17 protein-coding genes and 3 pseudogenes are annotated in these 18621 nt (G+C 71.8%); 12 read left to right on the top strand and 8 right to left on the bottom strand.

What is annotated here, in order from left to right:
• Positions 1-100: 100 nt before the first annotated feature.
• Positions 101-568, bottom strand: a complete 468-nt coding sequence (locus tag ACH4U8_RS14740) for a VOC family protein (protein WP_360314015.1) — start codon at positions 566-568, stop codon at positions 101-103.
• Positions 569-681: 113 nt separating this feature from the next.
• Between ACH4U8_RS14740 and ACH4U8_RS14735 the strand changes: the two genes are divergently transcribed.
• Together ACH4U8_RS14735 and ACH4U8_RS14730 are read left to right on the top strand one after the other, a co-directional pair.
• The gene (locus ACH4U8_RS14735) at positions 682-1671 is read left to right on the top strand and encodes a helix-turn-helix transcriptional regulator (protein ID WP_395778102.1); all 990 of its coding nucleotides are present in this window, start codon (positions 682-684) and stop codon (positions 1669-1671) included.
• A gap of 490 nt (positions 1672-2161) precedes the next feature.
• Positions 2162-2926 carry a class I SAM-dependent methyltransferase gene (locus ACH4U8_RS14730; protein ID WP_395778101.1) on the top strand — a complete coding sequence of 255 codons (765 nt, stop codon included), beginning with the start codon at positions 2162-2164 and terminating at the stop codon, positions 2924-2926.
• A gap of 142 nt (positions 2927-3068) precedes the next feature.
• Here the strand turns inward: ACH4U8_RS14730 and ACH4U8_RS14725 are convergent, their stop codons facing one another.
• On the bottom strand, positions 3069-4187 hold the full coding sequence (locus tag ACH4U8_RS14725) for a methyltransferase domain-containing protein (RefSeq protein WP_395778099.1): 1119 nt from the start codon (positions 4185-4187) through the stop codon (positions 3069-3071).
• A gap of 335 nt (positions 4188-4522) precedes the next feature.
• Here ACH4U8_RS14725 and ACH4U8_RS14720 point away from each other — a divergent pair, with 335 nt between their 5' ends.
• Together ACH4U8_RS14720 and ACH4U8_RS14715 are read left to right on the top strand one after the other, a co-directional pair.
• On the top strand, positions 4523-4957 hold the full coding sequence (locus tag ACH4U8_RS14720; protein WP_395778097.1) for a hypothetical protein: 435 nt from the start codon (positions 4523-4525) through the stop codon (positions 4955-4957).
• Between the two features lie 1212 nt (positions 4958-6169).
• A complete protein-coding gene (locus tag ACH4U8_RS14715; RefSeq protein ID WP_395778095.1) occupies positions 6170-6859 on the top strand; it encodes a hypothetical protein in 690 nt (229 codons plus the stop codon).
• Between the two features lie 39 nt (positions 6860-6898).
• Here the strand turns inward: ACH4U8_RS14715 and ACH4U8_RS14710 are convergent.
• Positions 6899-7351: pseudogene (locus ACH4U8_RS14710) on the bottom strand (SRPBCC family protein); the annotation flags it as partial.
• A 51-nt stretch (positions 7352-7402) separates the two neighbouring features.
• Positions 7403-7936 (bottom strand): annotated as a pseudogene (locus ACH4U8_RS14705) (YbhB/YbcL family Raf kinase inhibitor-like protein); the annotation flags it as partial.
• A gap of 99 nt (positions 7937-8035) precedes the next feature.
• Here ACH4U8_RS14705 and ACH4U8_RS14700 point away from each other — a divergent pair.
• On the top strand, positions 8036-8710 hold the full coding sequence (locus ACH4U8_RS14700; protein WP_360314003.1) for a GntR family transcriptional regulator: 675 nt from the start codon (positions 8036-8038) through the stop codon (positions 8708-8710).
• A 742-nt stretch (positions 8711-9452) separates the two neighbouring features.
• Here ACH4U8_RS14700 and ACH4U8_RS14695 read toward each other — a convergent pair.
• Positions 9453-9812 carry a VOC family protein gene (locus ACH4U8_RS14695; protein WP_395778093.1) on the bottom strand — a complete coding sequence of 120 codons (360 nt, stop codon included), beginning with the start codon at positions 9810-9812 and terminating at the stop codon, positions 9453-9455.
• Positions 9813-10160: 348 nt separating this feature from the next.
• Between ACH4U8_RS14695 and ACH4U8_RS14690 the strand changes: the two genes are divergently transcribed.
• Entirely contained in the window at positions 10161-10538 is a 378-nt protein-coding gene (locus tag ACH4U8_RS14690; protein ID WP_379989903.1) for a nuclear transport factor 2 family protein, read from the top strand.
• A gap of 62 nt (positions 10539-10600) precedes the next feature.
• Here ACH4U8_RS14690 and ACH4U8_RS14685 read toward each other — a convergent pair.
• Positions 10601-11039 (bottom strand): annotated as a pseudogene (locus tag ACH4U8_RS14685) (transposase); the annotation flags it as partial.
• 123 nt (positions 11040-11162) lie between these two features.
• Entirely contained in the window at positions 11163-11669 is a 507-nt protein-coding gene (locus ACH4U8_RS14680) for an NUDIX domain-containing protein (protein ID WP_395778091.1), read from the bottom strand.
• A 576-nt stretch (positions 11670-12245) separates the two neighbouring features.
• Here ACH4U8_RS14680 and ACH4U8_RS14675 point away from each other — a divergent pair.
• The 4 genes from ACH4U8_RS14675 (at position 12246) to ACH4U8_RS14660 (ending at position 16008) form a co-directional block, all read left to right on the top strand.
• Positions 12246-12506 carry a hypothetical protein gene (locus ACH4U8_RS14675; RefSeq protein ID WP_395778089.1) on the top strand — a complete coding sequence of 87 codons (261 nt, stop codon included), beginning with the start codon at positions 12246-12248 and terminating at the stop codon, positions 12504-12506.
• Between the two features lie 170 nt (positions 12507-12676).
• Positions 12677-13030 (top strand): VOC family protein, encoded by a 354-nt coding sequence (locus ACH4U8_RS14670; RefSeq protein WP_395778087.1) that lies wholly within the window; start codon positions 12677-12679, stop codon positions 13028-13030.
• Between the two features lie 398 nt (positions 13031-13428).
• The gene (locus ACH4U8_RS14665) at positions 13429-14664 is read left to right on the top strand and encodes an NAD(P)/FAD-dependent oxidoreductase (RefSeq protein WP_395778085.1); all 1236 of its coding nucleotides are present in this window, start codon (positions 13429-13431) and stop codon (positions 14662-14664) included.
• A gap of 375 nt (positions 14665-15039) precedes the next feature.
• Positions 15040-16008, top strand: a complete 969-nt coding sequence (locus tag ACH4U8_RS14660; RefSeq protein ID WP_360313991.1) for a MerR family transcriptional regulator — start codon at positions 15040-15042, stop codon at positions 16006-16008.
• Positions 16009-16201: 193 nt separating this feature from the next.
• On the opposite strand, the gene ACH4U8_RS14655 is transcribed toward ACH4U8_RS14660, so the two are convergent.
• Positions 16202-16552: a carotenoid oxygenase family protein gene (locus ACH4U8_RS14655; protein WP_395778083.1), complete on the bottom strand. Its 351-nt coding sequence runs from the start codon at positions 16550-16552 to the stop codon at positions 16202-16204.
• 381 nt (positions 16553-16933) lie between these two features.
• On the opposite strand from ACH4U8_RS14655, the gene ACH4U8_RS14650 reads away from it, so the two are divergent.
• Both ACH4U8_RS14650 and ACH4U8_RS14645 read left to right on the top strand, forming a co-directional pair.
• A complete protein-coding gene (locus ACH4U8_RS14650; protein ID WP_395778082.1) occupies positions 16934-17422 on the top strand; it encodes a hypothetical protein in 489 nt (162 codons plus the stop codon).
• Between the two features lie 604 nt (positions 17423-18026).
• Positions 18027-18287 (top strand): hypothetical protein, encoded by a 261-nt coding sequence (locus tag ACH4U8_RS14645; RefSeq protein WP_360313983.1) that lies wholly within the window; start codon positions 18027-18029, stop codon positions 18285-18287.
• Positions 18288-18621: the final 334 nt, after the last annotated feature.

Below are 18621 nucleotides of genomic sequence, written 5' to 3'. Positions count from 1 at the left end.
AGGTGTGCGGCCCGGACCGGCCGCACACCTCAGGAAACGGTCAGGCCTGGGTGTACTCGCGAGGCGTGCGGCCGGACCGGCCGCACACCTCACGGAACGGTCAGGCCGGGGTGTACTCGGCCGCGACGTCGACGATCCAGGTGACGCCGAAGCGGTCGGCCAGCATCCCGAAGGCGGGCGCCCACTGGGCGGGACCGAACGCCTCGATCACGGTCGCGCCCTTGGCGAGGCCCTCCCACACGGGGGTGACCTCGTCGACGCTGTCGCCGCGGACGGACAGGAAGAACGGCTCCCGGGTGATCGTGGTGCCGTTTTCCCGACGCGTGGTAGGCGCGCCGTGGGCGGCCGGCGAGTGCTCGCCGGGCACGTCGTAGGCCATGACCCGGAAGCCGTTGTCGGCGACGACCTGGCCGAACACGACGTTCGTCGCGCCGGGCAGTTCGGCGGGCATTCCGAAGTCGGCGTAGGTGGCGACGGTGAGCCGGCCGCCGAAGACCGACTGGTAGAACTCCAGGGCTTCGCGGGCCTGGCCGTGGAAGTTCAGGTGGGCGACAGCGTTGAGCGACATCGTGTTCCGGTCCTTCAAGAGTGATTTCCGGTGCCGGAGGTTTCCGGCGACGAGACCGACGATGTCGGCAGTACAGGTCGGAGAACGTCCGCTACCGGTGGCATGGTGAAAACATGCCGATCGCCTCCTCGACGACGACCTCCAGCCGGCTGCTGGCGCTGCTGTCCATGCTGCAGGCTCGCCGCGACTGGCCGGGCGGCCTGCTCGCCGAGCGGCTGGGCGTCAGCGCGCGAACCGTGCGACGCGACGTCGACCGGCTGCGCGAGCTGGGTTACCCCGTGCAGGCGTTCAAGGGCCCCGACGGCGGCTACCGGCTCGAAGCGGGCAGCCGGGTGCCGCCACTGCTGTTCGACGAGGAGCAGGCGGTCGCGCTGGCCGTGGCGCTGCGGATCGCCGTCGGGACGGGCGCGGGCATCGAGGAGGCTGCCGCGCGAGCGCTGGCCACCGTGCGGCAGGTGTTGCCGTCGCGGTTGCGGCAGCGGGTCGACGCCCTCGAGATCGGCGCGGCCGGGCACGGCGCCGATCCGCAGGTCGATCCCGGGATCCTGCTGACGCTGAGTGCCGCGGTCCGCGCCGGGGAGGAGCTGCGGTTCGACTACCGCTCACCGGGGCGCACCGAGGATGCCGAGCCGCGCCCGCCTCGCCGGGTGCAGCCGCATCACCTGGTGGTGCGGGCCGGGCGCTGGTACGTCGTCGGCTGGGACCCCGACTGCGGCGACTGGCGGACCTTCCGTGTCGACCGGATGACACCGCGGATCCCGACCGGGCCGCGGTTCGCTCCCCGTGAAGTGCCGGGCGGGGACGTGACCGCCTTCCTGGCGGCCCGGTTCAAGGGTTCCGGGAGCACGGACGCCTGGCCCTGCCGTGGCGAGGTGATCCTCGGCCTGCCGGTGGCGGAGGTGGCCCCGTTCGTCGGCGACGGTGGCGTCGAGGAGCTCGGCGCCGACCGGACCAGGCTGACGACGGGATCCTGGTCCTGGGCCGCCCTCGCGGCGGCGTTGGCCCGCTTCGACACCGAGATCGAAGTGGTCACCCCGCCCGAGTTGCGCGAGGCGTTCGCGGAGCTGTCCCGCCGCGCCGGCCGCGCCGCGGGGACCGGATAGGGCGGCAGGCCACCTGCCGGCGAACTCCACGGCCGCGAGGACCTGCGGGTGATTCCGCGGCCCGATCCGCTTATTCCGCACTTTCTTGTCCCGCTTTCCCTTTCCCATATCCACCCAACGAGCCCGGGAGGGCCGGCGGCGCCGAGCGAACGGATGCAGCGGCGGGCCCGTCGACCGGACACAGCCATCCCGGCGCGGCGGCGACCCCTGGGCACCACGACCTGGACACAGAACACCGTCGAACACTCCCTGCGCGACGCCGGGGCGCACGTGCGCGCCGGGCGCCGAGCCGGCCGGCGCCGTCTCCGCCCGGCTCGATGCCGGACGAGTTCAGTCGTCATCGCGTTGCGGCCGTGCCCGGCAGAAGCCGGGTCTGGCCGAACGCGCCTCGAATTCACACACGTTGACCGCCGTCCGGCTCGACGCGGGGGCGGAAGCGTTCGGGACCGGGGGTCTTGTCAAGGGGTGGTCGGGTCGGGAGGATCGCGGGATGGCTCGGGTCTACGACGATGCGCGGTTGGCGGGGGTCTATCAGGCCGGGAACGAGATGCCCGAGGCGGCGCTTCGGGCCTGGGCACAGGTGATCGGGGCGTATGCGCCGCGGCCGGCGCCGACGGTCGTGGAGATCGGGGCGGGCACCGGGATGTTCTGTGCGGCGCTGGCCGAGTGGGAGCGGGCCTCGCTCGTGGTCGGGGTCGACCCCTCGGTGGTCATGCTCGGCGAGGCCGCGCGGCACAACGGGCATCCCCGGGTGCGCTACGTCGGCGGCTGCGCGGACGCGGTGCCCACACGCGGGGGGCTGTTCGACCTCGCGCTCCTCTCACGCGTGGTACACCACCTGCCGGATCGTCGCGCCTGCGCCCGCGAGTTGGCGCGCATCCTGCGGCCCGACGGTGTCGTGGTGATCCGCACGACTTTTCGGGAGCGCCTGGACGCGCTCGTCTACCACTACTGGCCCCGCCTGCGAGACAGTGACGAACGGCGGTTCCCCGGACGGGAGGAGATCGTCGCCGACTTCGCCGCGTGCGGCTTCACGGTCCGGGAGATCACCTCCTTCGAACAGCCGGTCACCGCGAGCCTGCGCGAATTCCACACCCGGATGACCACGCGTCCGCAGTCGAAGTTCACATGCCTGACCGACGCCGACTACGACGAGGGCCTGCGCCGACTGGCGCTCGACGCCGCCGCCGAATCCGAGACCACGCCGCGACCGGTGCGCGAACGCTACGACATCGCGGTGTTCGCCCGCGCGTGAGCGAATTCGACACGTACGCGGAGAACGCGCGTCTCCGGAAGTGACACCGTCGACTCCCGACGAACGCCTCCGTTCACGTGTTTGGGCAGGGGCGTTCGTCGGGGCGGGCCGGGCATCAGGTCCGGGTCGGGTCCGGGATCGGCTATCGACGTCCGGTGTCGGGGTCGCCCGCCCACACGTACTGGTCGGTGGGCGTGACGGTCATCCCGTAGTCGTACAACCGGATTCGCCCGTCGTCGATCCATCGGTCCCAGGCTGCGAGGAGTTCGTCGGCGAGACGTCGGGGTCCGCCTTCGCGGACGAGGTTGTGGTCGTCGTCGCTCGTGGTGGTCAGGGTTGCCCAGGACGCGGCGCCGTCGTGCACGCGCACCGTCGTGCCGTCCCGCCCGGGCGGGGTGAGGGTGTAGTGGACGTCGGGCAGGGTCACGCGCAGCGCCCACAGCAGGTTGTTCGTGCGCAGCGGGGCCAAGTCGCGGGTGATCTCGTGTTCGTGGTCGACGGTGGGGTGGCGGGTGTGGATGTCGTCGAAGGTGGGTGTGGGGGTGGTGTCGCGGGCGCCCATGAATCGGGCGAGGCCCTGGCACCAGCCGGTGGCGGTGGTGCCGGTGGCGTCGAGGGTGAGGGTGAAGTGGCCGAGTCGGCCCCAGGGGAGGACGAGGTCGCCGTCGGGTTCGAGTTGTTCGATCCACGCGTTCGGGACGCGGTCGACGGCGTGGGTGGCGATGATCCGCTGGTAGGGGGCGTTGTCGGGGCATCCCTTGGTGCCGTCGCCGACGCGCACGTCCACGTCGATTCCCGCGCCGTTCAGGGTGGTTGTGGCGCGGGCGGCGAGCGCGGGGTCGACCTCGACGCTGGTGACCGAGCCCGTGGGGCCGACGTGGTGGGCGATCAGGGCGGCGTTCCAGCCGGTGCCGGTGCCCAGTTCCAGGACGCGGTGTCCGGGGGCGAGGTCGAGGGAGTCGAGCATGTCGGCCACCACCGAGGTGCAGGACAGGCTCGAGGTGGGGCGGCCGTCGGTGATCTCGGTGATCGCCGCGTCGTAGGGCCCGGCGTACACCAGGCGCGCCCAGCGGTCCGGGTCGGCGGCACGGTCGACGGGGGCGTACGCGTGGCCGTCCCAGTTCCACAGGCGATCGGGGGCGAAGGCGTGCCGGGGCAGGTCTTCGAAGGCTTCCCGGAGCCACGGGGTGTCGGTGGGCCACGCCCGGTGGGCGTCCATCGCCTCCGCCGACGCCCGCCTGTGGTCGGCGAGTTCGGTCACGGCTTCGGCTTCTTGTGCTTGCCGTCCGGGTCCGGCTCCGGCGGCACCCGACCATCGGAACTGTCCGGCGGGGCCTGGCCCTTCGACGGGTCCGGACTCGGCCTACCGTGATCGCCCATACCGGCCTCCGAAGTCACGTGCGGTCACTCCCGGGGACCATCATGGCCCGCTCCGACCGGATCCGGGAGACCCGACATCGAGGCCCATGCCCGGGGCGACCGGCCACGGGAAGAGGAATGCGACGTCCGTCATGCACGACGACATCGACCGGGCGCGGCAAGCGGACGGCCCGCGCTCCGAGGCCCCGGCCGGGTGGGCGCCGATACGCTGGTGCGATGACCGGCTTCGACGACGCCGACCGAAGGCAACTCACCGTCCTGCTGCACGAGTACGCCCAACACGCCCTCGACGAGACGACCATGCTGCGGGCCCGGACGACGTACGGGCACGTGTACCTCGAGATGTTCCGCGCGTTCCCCCCGGACACCACCGACGGCTACTTCCGCTCGATCGACCACCTGCTGCCCCCGCTGGGCGCGCGGGAGAACCGGTTCACCCCGGCCCACGAGATCCGACTCGCCGCCCTGGTCCACGCGTACGCCGAACACGAACTCGACCAGTGGACCGCGCTGCGGACCCGAACCACACGCGGACCCGTATACATCGGCATCCTCGGCACGCCCGCCCCCGGCACGACCCACGACGACTACCGATCCCTCGACCACCACCTCCCCGCCCAGGGAATCGAGAACCGAACCGACACCCACTGAGCCTGCGGGGACAACCGGCGGATCCCTTCGGCCCACACGTGTCGGGGACGGCGTCGTCGGCGGGCACCGCCGCCCCGGTCCTCGTCGGAAAAAGGACATCCGCCGTACCCGGACGGCGGCTCCAAACGGGATCCGCAGTGTTCGCCGCGTTTCCGGCGAACCGGCCCACCAGGCCCGGTTGGTGCGAAGGGGCGGATGCACCGCGCCGGGATACTGCCCACCCCGGGGCGGGGCGCGGCCGCTCCGGTACCCGCATCGCCCGGCCGAGGTAACGCGACGCCGGTGTCGGCGGCGGTGCGCGGTCGCGACACAGGCGACACACGCGGGCCGATTCGGGTCGTGTGGCTCGCGGTCACCGTCCTCACGGTGTGGTCGTTGCGGGGTCGGCGGGGCGGGTGAGGTGATCGGACAACCGGTCCAGGCGTGTGACGTCCAGGGGTCGGGGGACATCGTGCAGGAGCGCGATGTACGGTCCGTCGGGCCGACGGTGATCGCGCTGCCGCGGAGCAGCGGGCTGGGCCGCGCCGAGGCCCGACACCTACCCTCCCTCGTGGACGGGCTGTTGCACTGGGACGAGGTGCTGCGGGCGCATCGGGAGAGCCCGTTCACACCTGTGGTGGCCGCGGCGCTCGCCGGTACCGGAGGCTGTCCGCCGGAGGCGGTGGTCGAGTTCGACGCCATCCCCGACCACGCCAACCGCCCCGCTCGAACGGGCGCTGCTGGAACGGGTGTTGCCGCCCGAGCGGTTCATGGCCGAAGGCCGGCCCGCGTGGGACGTGCTGCGCTCGGTCGACGGCTTCTGCCCGCGCCGGGCGCAGGCGGGCGCGTTCGCGCCGGGGTGACGGGGCTGCGTGCGCTGCTGCCGGGCGACGTGGACGGGTGGTTGCGGCCGGCCCCAGGTGGGCCGGCGTATCCGGGGACGGTGCACGAATTGCTGCGCCACGTCGGCGAGTCGGCGCCGCCCCCCGGGTCGGCCCGGCGTCGCGCCGGCCGATCTGCTCCGCGACGCCCCCGGTCCGCCGTCGCTGCTGCTGTCACGGGCCGATCCGGAGTTGGCGGCGCGGGTGGTGGCCGCGTTGGATCCCGAGGACCTGCTCGCGTTCGGCGCCGGTCGGCACACCCTGGCCCCTCCGGTCGCGCTCGCGCCGGCCCGCCGCGCGCCCGGGGAGTTCCCGTACCGGTTGGCCCGACGGATCACCGCGCGGCGACGCGGTGTGGGCACTGGAGGCGGTGGACGACGAACTCGCGCCCCTTGTCCGCGAGATGCTCGCGGACGCCGACGAGGGCATCCGGTACTTCAATCCCGACCACGACCGCACCCACCACCGCGTCGAGGGCCGCGCGTCGACGGCGGACCCGACCACGTGGCCGGCGCCGGAACCGCTGCGCGCGCTGCCCCCGCGCGCGCCGCCCGCGCTGCGGGCCCGGCCGGCCGAGGAGCCGGGGTCGACCCCCGCGCCGACGCGCGACCCGGCGGCCCGGCGGCCCAGCGGCCCAGCGGCCCAGCGGCCCAGCGGCCCAGCGGTCGCGGCGTACCACCCGGACTGTCCCGAGGCGCTGATCCCGGCCCTGGTCCGGCGCCAACCGGGCTATTTCTCGCACGGGTCGATCCGTTCGCCCGCCGTCGCCCGCGCGCTGATCGCCGACCCTCCCGTACGCGACCTGCCGATCCGGGGACTCGGCGACCCGCTCTACGAGGGCCTGCTCACCCGGAGTGAGATTCCGACCGGGGCCCGGGCGGCCGGCCACGTGCTGATCGTCTGCCACGGGTACGCCCGCGACCTGGTCCGAACCCACCTGCGCGACGACGCCGACGCGCGGACGGTGGCCTCGAACCCGCTGCGCGACTTCACCGGGACGCCGACGGAACTGCCGACCACGGCGGCGACGGTGACCTCCTGACGCGGCCCGCCGACGTCGCCGGGCACGCGGTCGGTGCGGTCAGGCGGCGGACCTGCGGCGCACGGTGCGTTCGAGGATGCCGAGGGTGGCCTTGAGGGCGGATTCGGGGATCAGCGGGAAGGTGATGCGCTGCCGCCACGCGTCCGGGACCTGCGACCAGTCGAAGTAGGACGTGACGAGGGTGCCGCCCTCGGCCGGCTCCAGTCGGTAGCCGTAGACGTGCCGGACGTGCGGCCGGATCCGGCCCTCGACGGTCCAGGCGATCTCCGCGTCCGGGGTGAGCGTGGTGATGACCACCTCGACGTCGTACCGGCCCAGGGGCACGTCGCCGAGGGCTTCCCGGTCCATGTGCACGAGGAATCGGTCGCCGGGTCGCTCGACGGGTGCGCCTTCGGCGTCCAGGAGCATTCCCGAGGCGTCGATGTCCACGTGGCCCTCGGGGTCGGTCAGGACGGCGAAGATGGCGTCGGCGGGGGCCGGGACGAGCCGGGAGACCTCGATGCGTTCGGCGTCCCCGCCCGGGCGCGGTATGTCGCCCGGGCCCGGCGTTTCGGCGGTGGCGGTCAGGACCGCGCGGCCGAGGATGTGTGGGGCCATCATGAAGCCGAGCATCGCCGGGGTGGCATCGGCCGGTACGTCGATGGACTCGACGTCGAGGGCGTGGACGACGACGAAGTAGCGGTGCGGGCCGTGTCCGGCGGGCGGGGCGGCGCCGACGAAGCGGGCCATGCGGGCGTCGTTGGGCAGTTGGAAGGCTCCCTCGGGCAGGCCCGAACCGGTGTCGTCGCCGGCGCCCTCGGGCAGGTCGGTGACGTCGGCGGGGATGCCGGCGACCGCCCAGTGCCAGAACCCGGACCCGGTCGGGGCGTCGGGGTCGTGGACGGTGACGGCGTAGCTCCTGGTGCCTTCCGGGGCGCCACGCCAGGACAACTGCGGGGAGAGGTCCTTTCCTTGGGGGACGCCGAAGATGCCGGAGTACTGCTCGGGCGGCCAGGCGCCGGCGTCGGCGACGGTGGTGCTGGTGACGGTGAACGAGGCTGCCTCGGGAAGGCGGGCGAAGGGGTTGTTACCGCTCATCGTGTCGTTCCTTTCGGGGTATACCGGTCCGGTCCGAACCGACTGAATCGATGATAGCAAAGATAATCGATTATTTATTGGATCGTCTACGATGGGCGCATGACTCAGGCGGTCCATACCCCGTCCCCACCGGGGAAGCAGATGCTCTCCGAGCAGGTCTACACACACCTGCGGGACGCGATCATGCGCGGGGACTATGCCCCCGGTGACGCGCTCAAGCCGCAGGACCTTGCCAGAGAACAGGGTGTGAGCCTCGCCGTCGTGCGCGAGGCGCTCGTACGCGTCGTCGGCGACGGCCTCGCCGACCGGCTCGCCAACCGCGGGTTCGCCGTCCCGGCCTACTCGGATCGCCGTTGGCAGGAGATCGCGGAAGCGCGCCGGACCGTCGAACCGGTCCTGCTGCGCATGTCCATCGAGCGCGGCGACCTCGACTGGGAGGCCCGGGTGCGAGCCGCCCACCACCGGCTGGCCCGCACGCCGCCGTACGTGCCGGAGGAGGGCGAGTACTACACCGCCGCCTGGGCCGAGGCGCACCGGGTCTTCCACCGCACCCTGCTGGACGGGTGCGGCAACCGCGTCCTCCTCGAGACCTTCGACCGCATGTGGACCGCGAGCGAACTGGCGCGCCGCTGGTCGGCGCACCGCAACCCGGGCCGGGACGGTATCGACGAACACCGCGACCTGGAGGAGGCGGCGCTGGCCCGCGACGCGAACACCGCCGCCGAGGTACTGACCCGCCACCTCACCCTGACCGCAGCCGGCCTCACCGGCTGAGGCGGGGGCCGGATCGCCCGACCGCCCGGGGCGCCGGGGCCGAAGCCTGGGCAACCGCCGGGCGGTCCGGGGGTGTTCAGGAGGTGGTCGGGGTTCGGTGGGCGGTTTGTCGGATGGCGATGGCGGTCGGCACGAGCGGGGCGCCGAGGATCCGCAGGCCGGCCATCGGCTCGGACCTGCGGCGCGCAGCGTTCCGGGAAGTGGGCACGGTGGGCTGCACGGGCCGATGTCCACGATCCGGCCGTCTGCGACGTAGCGGCGCAGGCGGGGGTGGTGGTCCGTGTGGTGCGGGTCCGGGTCGGGGCGCGGTGGGATTGTGGAGTGCCGGGACGGTGATGGGTGTTGTCGGAGCGGGACCGGGTCGCGGTTGGGGCGCGGGCCTGTTCGACGTGGTGTGCGTGTGGGCAGGCGCCCGCGTCTCCCGGTGGCAGCGGTGCGCTCTCGAGGGTCTCCGCCTGCGGGGTCGTCGTCCAGGCGCACACCGTCGCGCGCGAACGCCTCCGGCAGATCCGCCCGTGAGTCCGCGGTGATCCCGTCGCCGTCGCGGCGGTCGTCGCGATCGACCCGGCGCAGCAGGGTCTCGAACACCCACAGTGCGCGGGCGACGTGGTCGGTGGCTATCGCGACCGCTACGACGCCGGCGCGGCGTCCGCCGGCCAACCGGCAATGAAGACGACGCACAGGCGGAGCGCGTGAGCCCGTCAGCTGAACCGGGCGGGTGGGGGCGGGAACGTCAACCGGGTCAGGCCAGGTCGTACGCGGTGTCGTGGTGTGGTTGGTACAGCCCGAGTGTGCCCGCGCCCGGGACGGCCAGGGTGGTGACCAGGCCCCAGCCCTGTTCGGTGACGCCCGTGGTGAATTCGACGCCCTTGGCCTTCAGTTCGGTGACCGTGGCGGCGAGGTCGTCGCACATCAGGAACAGTTCGGCGACACCGGCGGCCTGCGGGTCGGCCGGGTGTACGGCCAGTTCGCTCGGCGGGGACTTGAAGATGAGCCAGCCGCCTCCGGCGTCGACGTGCCCGAACCCAAGCACGTCGCGGAAGAACGCGCGTGCAGCCTCGGCGTCGGTCGCGTAGATGATCGTGTGTGCACCGGTGATCATCCGCGCAAGCTATCAGCCCGTCGAGTCGACCCGGCGATACACGCCGAAGACACCACGAACATACCCATTCCGCATCCAGGTTGTGCACGGCGCGGTGAACAACAGTCGGCACCGGATGGACCGGACGGGAAAACCGAACGGCGGACGGGACGGCGCACCGCGCAGGCGCCTTCGACGCCTACACCGAGCGGGCCGAGACCCTGGCCGGTCCCACCGTGACGGCGGCCCGCGAATGGACCCGGCGGCTCGGTGCGCACGTACACCCAGTGCTGTGACCGGGATGGTCCACGGTGATCGGAAGGCGGCTCGCGGGACGAGCGCACGCGCAACGGCTGGTATTACTGGGGCATGCAGGAAGAGACGGCACGCTCCGCGATCGACACATTCATGTCCGCGTTCAACGCCTCGGACGACAGCTATGTGACTGCCCTGCTCTCCCAGGCCCTGACCTCGGACGTGGTCTTCTGGGGGCCGTTGGGTCGCAGCGAAGGAATCGCGGCGGTCGAGCGGTTCGTGCTGGACATCCGGCGCCACCCGGCGGGGACCGGCACGATGGTGCGCTGCTCGGCGGTGGACATGCCTGACGAGTGGGCCCGGTACCAGTGGGTCTTCACCACGCCGGATGGAGGCCCCCGCCTGGCGGGAACGGACGTCGTCCATCTGCGGCGGAGCCTCATCGACCAGGTCATCGTCTTCGCGGGGGAGATCGGTCCGCCCGCCTCCTGAGTCGTCCTTCTGTCGCCGTCCTTCTCGTGAACTTGTCCCTTTCGGCACTCCGGGGCTGCGGTTCACGGTCGGTCGGGCTGCGGCGTCGAGGGACGTCCGCCCCGGCGGATGCCCTTCTCGCCGCGCATGCGGGCGCGTTCCTTGCGTTGGGCGGCAAGCACGTCGGGGTGGCGGGTGTTGGCGGTGCGCCGGCGCAGGTGGCGGTGCAGTGCCCGGGTTTGCGTGGGGTGGCCGCAGTGGCGGGAGTTGGCCGGGGTGAACTGCCGCAGCGGGCCGAAGCGGGCCTCGATCGGGTTGGCCCGGGATGCGTAGGTCGGGGTGAAGCACGGCTCGACCTTGTTCTCTTCGCCCGGCGGCGGATGTCGGCGCCGGTGTGGGCGGAGAGGTTGTCCGGGACGATGTGGATCGGGGCGCCGTCGGGTCGGGCGGCGCGGATCGACTTCGGCGCGGCCCGGCGTCGGCGGTGCCCTTGCAGCGGCCGTTGACGCCCCACAGGCGGTCCCGTGCTCGCCGACCGCCGTTGGCCGCCGCTCCCCGCCGGGCACGACTCCCCGCCCGGCGGATGACGCAAATCACCGTCGAAATGCAGGAGTTCGTCCAGGAGGGATTCGGGCCGCGCTCGGGTTACGTCCAGCCGATCTCGGTGTACAGGTGGCCCGCCTGGATGGCTTCGATCGCGGCGCGTGCGTAGGGGACGATCGGGTCGGGCAGGTGGTGGGGGTGCCACCAGCCCCAGCCGACGCACTTGTCCGGTTCGAGGATCGTCGGCGTACCCGTCCACCGCCGTGCTCGGAAGATCAGCTGCATCCGTGGTCGAGTCCCCGGCGGATCCACGAGGTGCACGGCGTGCGCGAACTCGACATCGTCGGCGTCGATCACCAGTCCGGCCTCCTCCCGAGCCTCGCGCACCAGGCACGCGACGGCGGACTCCTGCTCGCAGTGACCGGCCAGGAAGTGATGGGTCGAGGGCGCGTAGACGGAATCGGGATGCCGCAGTCCGAGCAGGATCCGGCCCCGGGCGTCCTCCGCGTACAGATGGGCGCCCACGATGTTCAACACACCCTGCTGCGCACCCACCCGAGAGTGCGGTACCGGCACCCCCGCACCCACGACGTCTTGCGCGTCGCTCATCGCGACGCCCCCACCCGGCGGCGAACGCCGGTTCGGGTCGGTGGTGTTGCCACCGCGCGATCGGAGCGGAGCAGAGAGGGGAGAGCCGGGTGGGGAAGCGGAAGGGCCGGACTGGGTGTCATTACGCACAGTGTAGAGACCCCCACCGACAGGGACCGAGGGCCTGCCCGCAGAGCGTAACGCGGCCGGCGGGCCGACCAGTCTGCGGTCTGCGGTCTGCGGTCTGCGGTCTGCGGTCTGCGGTCTGCGGTCTGCGGTCTGCGCCACCGTCGACTCTTCTCCCGCAGAGTGGAGATGTCGCAAGTCTTGTCGGCATGGAGTTCGCGAAGTCGGCCAGTGTCGGCTGCGGACCACGAACTGGTCCTGGCGTTGGCCGGGTTGACGGTGCGGGCCCGCTCGATCCGATTTCCTCCGCATCAGGGTGAACACCCGGCGCGAACAGTCGCCCGGAAAGCGCGGGCCGGTATGCGGGGGCTGCGCCGGCACCGTGCCGGCTCTGCCTCGAAGGAGAAGCCTTCATACGTCGCTTCATTGCCGGGCCGGCATCCTGGCCGTCTCCGGGCCCTGGTCCTGGGGATGACCGCTCCGACCCACACCGCCCGCACCCGACTCGGAGACGCTGTCACCCGGCAGATCGGCAACCCCGGCGGCTGCGCCATCGTGCCGGTCACATCCGAAGCCTCGCCCCGGTTCCACGTGCAGAACATGACCAACGAGTTTGCGATTGTGTACCGGACGACCGACCGTACGGGTCACGTCCTCCAGGTGATCGCGCCCAACGAGGACTCCTCCGGCGCTTATGTCGCCGCCCTCGGTCGTTCCGTCTCGGTCAACTGACGAATCACATCACGGAACGCGCGGTCTCGAGGTCCTGCCGTGGGCCGGATCGAAAGTATGCGGCCCGACTCGGAGCAGGGCCGTCCGCGCGACGATGACTGTCCGCCGGGGCGGGTCGGCCGTACGGTGTATGCGGCGGCGACTTCATGCGTTTCCGGCAGGAGGGTTACATGCGTGCGACGCGCATCATGGCCAATCTTCGAGTGGCCGACGTCGAGGTGTCGAAGGGGTTCTACGTCGACTACCTCGGACTGAGCACCGAGGAGTTCAATCTGGGGTGGGTGGCCCGCTACACCTCGCCCGACACCGCGGCGAACGTGCAGCTCGTCACGCGGGACGCGACCGCGCCGGAGGACTCGGTCGTATCCGTTCTCACGGACGACGTCGAGGGTGCGTACGCGGAGGCCCGGCGACTGGGCTACGAGATCGTGCACCCGTTGACCACGGAGGCATGGGGGCATCGCCGGTTCCTGGTCCGGGCACCGGACGGCAATGTGATCAATATCGGGCAGCACCGGGACTGAACCGAGCGCGCCGCGCAATCGATCGGCGCTCGGGAGCGACCCAGGGGTGCGTGCGAGGCCCCGGTGCCGGCGGCGGCGTCGTCATGGCCGGCATCGGCCGGCCGTACCGACAGGTCCCCGCCTTCGACCGGCAGGAAGCCGGCTGCGTGATGGAGGGTTCCCGGAGGTGGGCCGTTCGGGTGGTTCGCGGGTCGTGGGGGCGCTCGGACCCGCAGGCGGATGCCGAGGGCGGGTGAGGATGGCGGGGTTCGGTTACCGAATCCCCCGTGTGCGAGGTCCCCTCGACGCGTTCGACGGGGAAAGCGTTGGTGTCGGAGCTGTCCGTTCGGATCCGCGCCCGCCCCGTCCCCATCCCCGTGGCCGGACCGGTGCGGGAACCAATGTAGGAGGAAGAGCGCATGACCGTGAACCGTGCCCATGTGATCGTCGGAGCGGGGCTGGGCGGGGCGAAGGCCGCGCAGACACTCCGGGAACAGGGCTTCGATGGCCCGCTGGTGCTGATCGGCGACGAGCGGGAGCGCCCGTACGAGCGCCCGCCCCTGTCCAAGGGCTACCTGCTCGGGAAGGAGGAGCGCGCGAAAGCGTACGTCCACTCGGAGGGATGGTACGCCGACCACGGGATCGACCTGCGCCTGGACACGACGGCCACCGCCCTCGATCCCGCCGCGCACCGGCTGACCCTCGGCGACGGCAGCCGGCTCGACTACGCCGCGCTGCTCCTGACCACCGGCGCCTCGCCGCGGCGGCTGCGGGTTCCCGGCGCGGAGCTGGACGGGGTGCTGTACCTGCGGAGGTTGGAGGACAGCGACCGGCTCAAGGCCGTGTTCCGGCCCGGAGCCGGGATCGTCGTCATCGGGGCCGGCTGGATCGGCCTGGAGGCGGCTGCCGCCGCGCGCGCGGCGGGCGCCGAAGTGGCGGTGCTCGAAAGCGCGGAACTACCGCTGCTACGGGCCCTCGGCCCGGAAGCGGCACGGGTCTTCGCCGAGCTGCACCGCGATCACGGTGTGGACCTTCGGCTCGGCGTCGAGGTCGCCGAGATCAGCGGCGGCTCCGGCACGGCGAACGCCGTCCTGCTCACGGACGGCACCCGGATCGAGGCGGACGCGGTCGTCGTCGGGATCGGCGTCACCCCCGACACCCGCCTGGCCGATGCGGCGGGGCTCGCGGTCGACAACGGCATCGTCACCGACGAACACCTGCGTACCTCCGCCCCCGACGTCTATGCCGCCGGCGACGTCGCCAACGCCCACCATCCGCTGTTGGGACGGCACATCCGAGTCGAGCACTGGGCCAACGCGCTGAACCAGCCGCAGACTGCGGCCCGGGCGATGCTCGGCCAGGACGCGGTCTACGACCGACTGCCGTACTTCTTCACCGACCAGTACGACCTGGGCATGGAGTACACCGGATACGTCGAACCCGACGGCTACGACCGGGTCGTCTTCCGCGGCGACCCCGCCGCGCGCGAGTTCGTCGCCTTCTGGCTGTCCGGCGACCGGGTCCTGGCGGGCATGAACGTCAACGTCTGGGACGTGGTCGAACCCGTCCAGGCCCTCATCCGCTCCGGCGCGACCGTCGACCCGACCCGCTTGGCCGATACCCGGGTGCCCTTGGAGTCCCTCCTCCCGAACTGACCGAACACCCGGTCGCAAGCGGCCTCTTCGCGGGATGTGCGACGCCTTCGCGGCACGTTGCGTCCCGGCCCGGGGGAGCGCCGGCGGCCTGCGCGGTCGCCCATGCGACGGCGCAGCGGGCCGGTTCGTCGGGGGTGGGGATCGCCTCGCCTGCGGTGAAGGTGCGTATCCGGGCCGTGGTGGACCAGTTCGCGCCGGGACCCCTCCGCCGGGCGCCGCACCACAACACGATCCCTTGAGGCAACGCGGCCCGGACCACCGGCGCCGTGTGTGTCGGGGGCACGACGTCACCGGGCTGCGTACCCGTCCGGGAACATCCTTCTCAGTCGTGACCGGGGTTGAGTCTCCGGCAGGGGGAGACCCGAAGGTGGGGGTATGAACGGCCACACGCTCTACTCGATCGGCGAATTGGCCCGGCGCACCGGTGCCACGGTCAAAACCGTCCGGTTCTACTCGGACTGCGGACTGCTGCCTCCCGTCGACCGCAGCCCGGCCGGCTACCGCCGGTACGACGACGGTGCCGTCGCACGCCTGGACCTGGTGCGGACCCTGCGCGATCTGGGGCTGGATCTCGCGGCCATCCGCAAGGTCGTGGACCGGGAACTCGCGCTGTCGGAGGTCGCCGCGGCACATGCCGAGGCGCTGGAGGTGCAGATCCGGATCCTGCGGCTGCGGCGCGCGGTGCTGAGTGCTGTGGCCACACGCGGAGCCACCCTTGAGGAGACACATCTGATGCACCGTCTGGCCACCCTGTCCGAAGCCGAACGCCGGCGACTGATCGACGAGTTCCTTCACGCCGCCTTCGCCGATGTGCGCAATGCACCGATGTTCGCGGGGATCATGCGCTCGATGACTCCGGAACTGCCCGACAACCCCGAGGTGGAGCAGGTCCGGGCGTGGGTCGAACTGGCCGAACTCTCCCAGGACCCGGACTTCCGGGTCCGGATGCAACGGATGGTCCAGGACGAGGCGGCCACGCACACCGAGGGGGCTCCGCCCACGCCACACAACACCTTGGCCGCGATCGTCCGCGACCGGATTGCCCCGGTCGTGGCGGGCGGCGTCGAACCCACCTCGCCACAGGCCGATGAGATCGTCTCGACCCTTGTGACCCGCTGCGCACATCTCCTCGACGCCCGGGACGACGCCGAGTCCCGACGGCGACTCCTGTCCCGCTTGGAACACATCGACGACCCCCGCAGGGAGCGATACCTCGCGCTGCTGGCAACGATCAACGGCTGGCCCGCCCCACAAAGCCTGCACCCGGTACTCGACTGGTCCATCCGCGCCCTACGCGCCCGGACCGGCAGCGACGAGACGGGAGCCGAACTCGGCCTTCGATGACGCGATCCCCCGTCGGGCGCGCGGCTGCGGGAGGTGCGTGGGCCGCGCGCCGGACCGGTTTCAGGTGGTCGGTACCCATGCCGTGGAAAACGAGCGGTACTCGGGCGGCGCGGTGCACCCGGGCAACGGGGTTCGCCGGTGCAGTCCCGTGCGGGCGGGACGACGAGGTCGGTGCCCTTGCGGCCGTGATCGTTCATGCAGCCAGGATGTAGCCGTCGTCCTCAGCCGAGCGTGCGTGCGCGGGTGTCGCCGAGCCGAGGTCGACGCGTGGCTCGGGCGGGACGAATACCCGCTCGCTCGCGTCGGCACCACGCGGGGGTCGGTGCACCTGTGTCTGTGTCGTACCGCGTAGCAGGTCGTGCTTGACGAGCGCGTTGGCCCCCCGAACACCGGTTTCGCTCACGGCCGGCCCGTAGGCGCGGTACGACTCGACGGACGCCGCGGTGTAGCTGTAGCAGTGCCGCCTCCCGGTGTACGCCCTGTCGATCCGGGGGAATTCCTGCGGGCGATCGTCGACGCGGTCGGTCCGTACAACGACGCGCACGGGGTCGTCGTAGGCGTCGAGCGTGTGCGAGAAGCAGAGCCGCGGGATATCGAACCACGTGGTCGCACCGCCGGATCGGGGCAACAGGCCGACGCGAGCCGGATGTCGGTCGGTCCGGGAGTAGGGCGCCGGCCCGGGCGGCCCGGAATCAAAGGTGATGGTACGCGACCAGACCCAACAGGCCCACCGCGATCAAGCTGCCGACAACCTGAACAGCGACGTCGCGGCCGAAGTGCGCCCAGGGCTCCGAGCGTTCCAGACGCGTCGTGCTTCGGTTGCCGCCTCGACCAGGCGGTGCATCGGCGGGCCCGATCCGGCACCGCCGTACAACCTTCCGACCGCGCCGCCGGTCTACCAGGGAACACACACTCTGGGGGCACAGTGCAGCGCATCACCCGACACGCCGCCGCAGCAACCCTGGCGGCGGCGGTCCTGTTCGCCACCGGCTGCAGCGGCAACGGAGACGACGACAAGACCAACAAGGTCAAAGCCGCGGGACCCGCCACGGTCACCCCGGACACGCCCAAGGCAAGCAGCCCTGCTGCGCCGACCACGAAGGCCGAAGCCGGTACAACCGCAGCCGCGGCACCCGGTGCAGCAGTTGCCGTCCCCAAGCCCGACGCAGCCACCCAAGCCAAGTACGTGGCCGACCTTGACGCCATCGACCCGGCCATCGTCAACGGCAAGGCAGACCGCGCCGTCAGCCGCGGGCGCGACCAATGCACCTCGATCAAGCAGTGGCCCGGCGACGACCCGAAGCTGATCGCACTCGTCGACCAGCGGTTCACCACGCCGAACGGACCGATGGGCGCTGCGAAAGCCAAGCTCGTGTTGGCCGTCGTCCGCAAGCACATCTGTCCTGGATTCTGACCGGGCTGCAAACATGGTGCCGGGCGAAGCCGCTGTCTTGATGTCGACCGGCTGCGGCAGGGCGCGGGGTTGAGCCATGCGCCTCCACGTGTGGGACGTGGGCGGCGTCCTGACCCAGGGCGGCTCGGGCAGCAACGAGGTGGCGATGATGCTCGCGCGCGAGCACGCCGCACCCGCACCATGCGCGAGGGCGTCCGCGACCCGGGTCGATTCAAGCTCGTCGTCCCCGCCGGGATCGGCCACTACAGCGTCAAGGGCGCCCTGGGATGGCTCGGCTGCGGCGACGCCCTGCTCGAAGTCCCGGTGACCGACTACCGGTACGACCTGGCCGCGCTTCGCCGCGCCCTGCGCGCGTACGACGGCCGTGTGATGGCGGTGGTCGCGTACGCCGGCGACAGCCGGACGCAGACGATCGACGACCTGTCCGCCGCGCACGACGTGGTCCGCAGCGAGGTCCCGGGGATCCGGCTGCGGAGCGCTCCCGCTGCTCACACTCGACGAGTTCTTCGTCGGCAACGACGCGCAGGACTCCCTCGCCCCCAACCGATGGGAGGCGGACCGGCCCGCCGATGGGCGCCCCGAACTGGCGGAGATCCACCGACGGTTGCGCGTTCTCCAGGAGGCGCCCGACGTCGCGTGGATCCGTGTGGAACCGCACGACGACCTCGTCTGTCGCGACGACATCATGGCCGAGGCCGTCGCCCTCTGCACGAGCGCCGAGACGTGGGAGATCGAACGCCGCGTGGATCACGAATCCTTGTGCGCCGACGGGGTGATCGAAGGATTCGTCCACCGGCTCGACCGGTTCACGGATCTTCCCGACAACCCCGAAGGCCACCGAGTCGTGTCCCTGGTCTGGGACTGACGCCGAAGACACGATCGCGGACATCCGGGCCGCGGCTGTCGGCCGTCGGGGCCCATGGTCTCGTACGAATCCCGCCCGGGTTGCTCGGAGTTCGGGACGACTCCACGTCCCCCCACGCCCCCGGGGACGCCGGTGTCTCGACGGGAACGTGCTCCGGGACCCGACGGATGTCGAGGCGCGCCCGGAGTAGGGGTGTGCCGATTCTTGCCGGCCGTACCGGGTGTCCTGCGGGAGCCACGCGCCCGGTGCGAGCCTGGTCTCGGCTCGGGCACGCTTCCGATGCCCACCTCCGGCCGGAATCGTGATCGAGGTACGTCTTCCACTTCGAGGAGCC

It is taken from the genome of Embleya sp. NPDC020886 (assembly GCF_044333915.1).
Classification (GTDB): domain Bacteria; phylum Actinomycetota; class Actinomycetes; order Streptomycetales; family Streptomycetaceae; genus Embleya.
This window is presented reverse-complemented; position numbering and strand designations above follow the sequence as displayed.

What these genes read in the sequence shown, in the direction of transcription:
- ACH4U8_RS14740 (WP_360314015.1), bottom strand. Translation starts at nt 568, where the DNA reads ATGTCGCTCAACGCTGTCGCCCACCTGAACTTCCACGGCCAGGCCCGC.
- ACH4U8_RS14735 (WP_395778102.1), top strand. Translation starts at nt 682, where the DNA reads ATGCCGATCGCCTCCTCGACGACGACCTCCAGCCGGCTGCTGGCGCTG.
- ACH4U8_RS14730 (WP_395778101.1), top strand. Translation starts at nt 2,162, where the DNA reads ATGGCTCGGGTCTACGACGATGCGCGGTTGGCGGGGGTCTATCAGGCC.
- ACH4U8_RS14720 (WP_395778097.1), top strand. Translation starts at nt 4,523, where the DNA reads ATGACCGGCTTCGACGACGCCGACCGAAGGCAACTCACCGTCCTGCTG.
- ACH4U8_RS14700 (WP_360314003.1), top strand. Translation starts at nt 8,036, where the DNA reads ATGACTCAGGCGGTCCATACCCCGTCCCCACCGGGGAAGCAGATGCTC.
- ACH4U8_RS14695 (WP_395778093.1), bottom strand. Translation starts at nt 9,812, where the DNA reads ATGATCACCGGTGCACACACGATCATCTACGCGACCGACGCCGAGGCT.
- ACH4U8_RS14690 (WP_379989903.1), top strand. Translation starts at nt 10,161, where the DNA reads ATGCAGGAAGAGACGGCACGCTCCGCGATCGACACATTCATGTCCGCG.
- ACH4U8_RS14680 (WP_395778091.1), bottom strand. Translation starts at nt 11,669, where the DNA reads ATGAGCGACGCGCAAGACGTCGTGGGTGCGGGGGTGCCGGTACCGCAC.
- ACH4U8_RS14675 (WP_395778089.1), top strand. Translation starts at nt 12,246, where the DNA reads ATGACCGCTCCGACCCACACCGCCCGCACCCGACTCGGAGACGCTGTC.
- ACH4U8_RS14670 (WP_395778087.1), top strand. Translation starts at nt 12,677, where the DNA reads ATGCGTGCGACGCGCATCATGGCCAATCTTCGAGTGGCCGACGTCGAG.
- ACH4U8_RS14665 (WP_395778085.1), top strand. Translation starts at nt 13,429, where the DNA reads ATGACCGTGAACCGTGCCCATGTGATCGTCGGAGCGGGGCTGGGCGGG.
- ACH4U8_RS14660 (WP_360313991.1), top strand. Translation starts at nt 15,040, where the DNA reads ATGAACGGCCACACGCTCTACTCGATCGGCGAATTGGCCCGGCGCACC.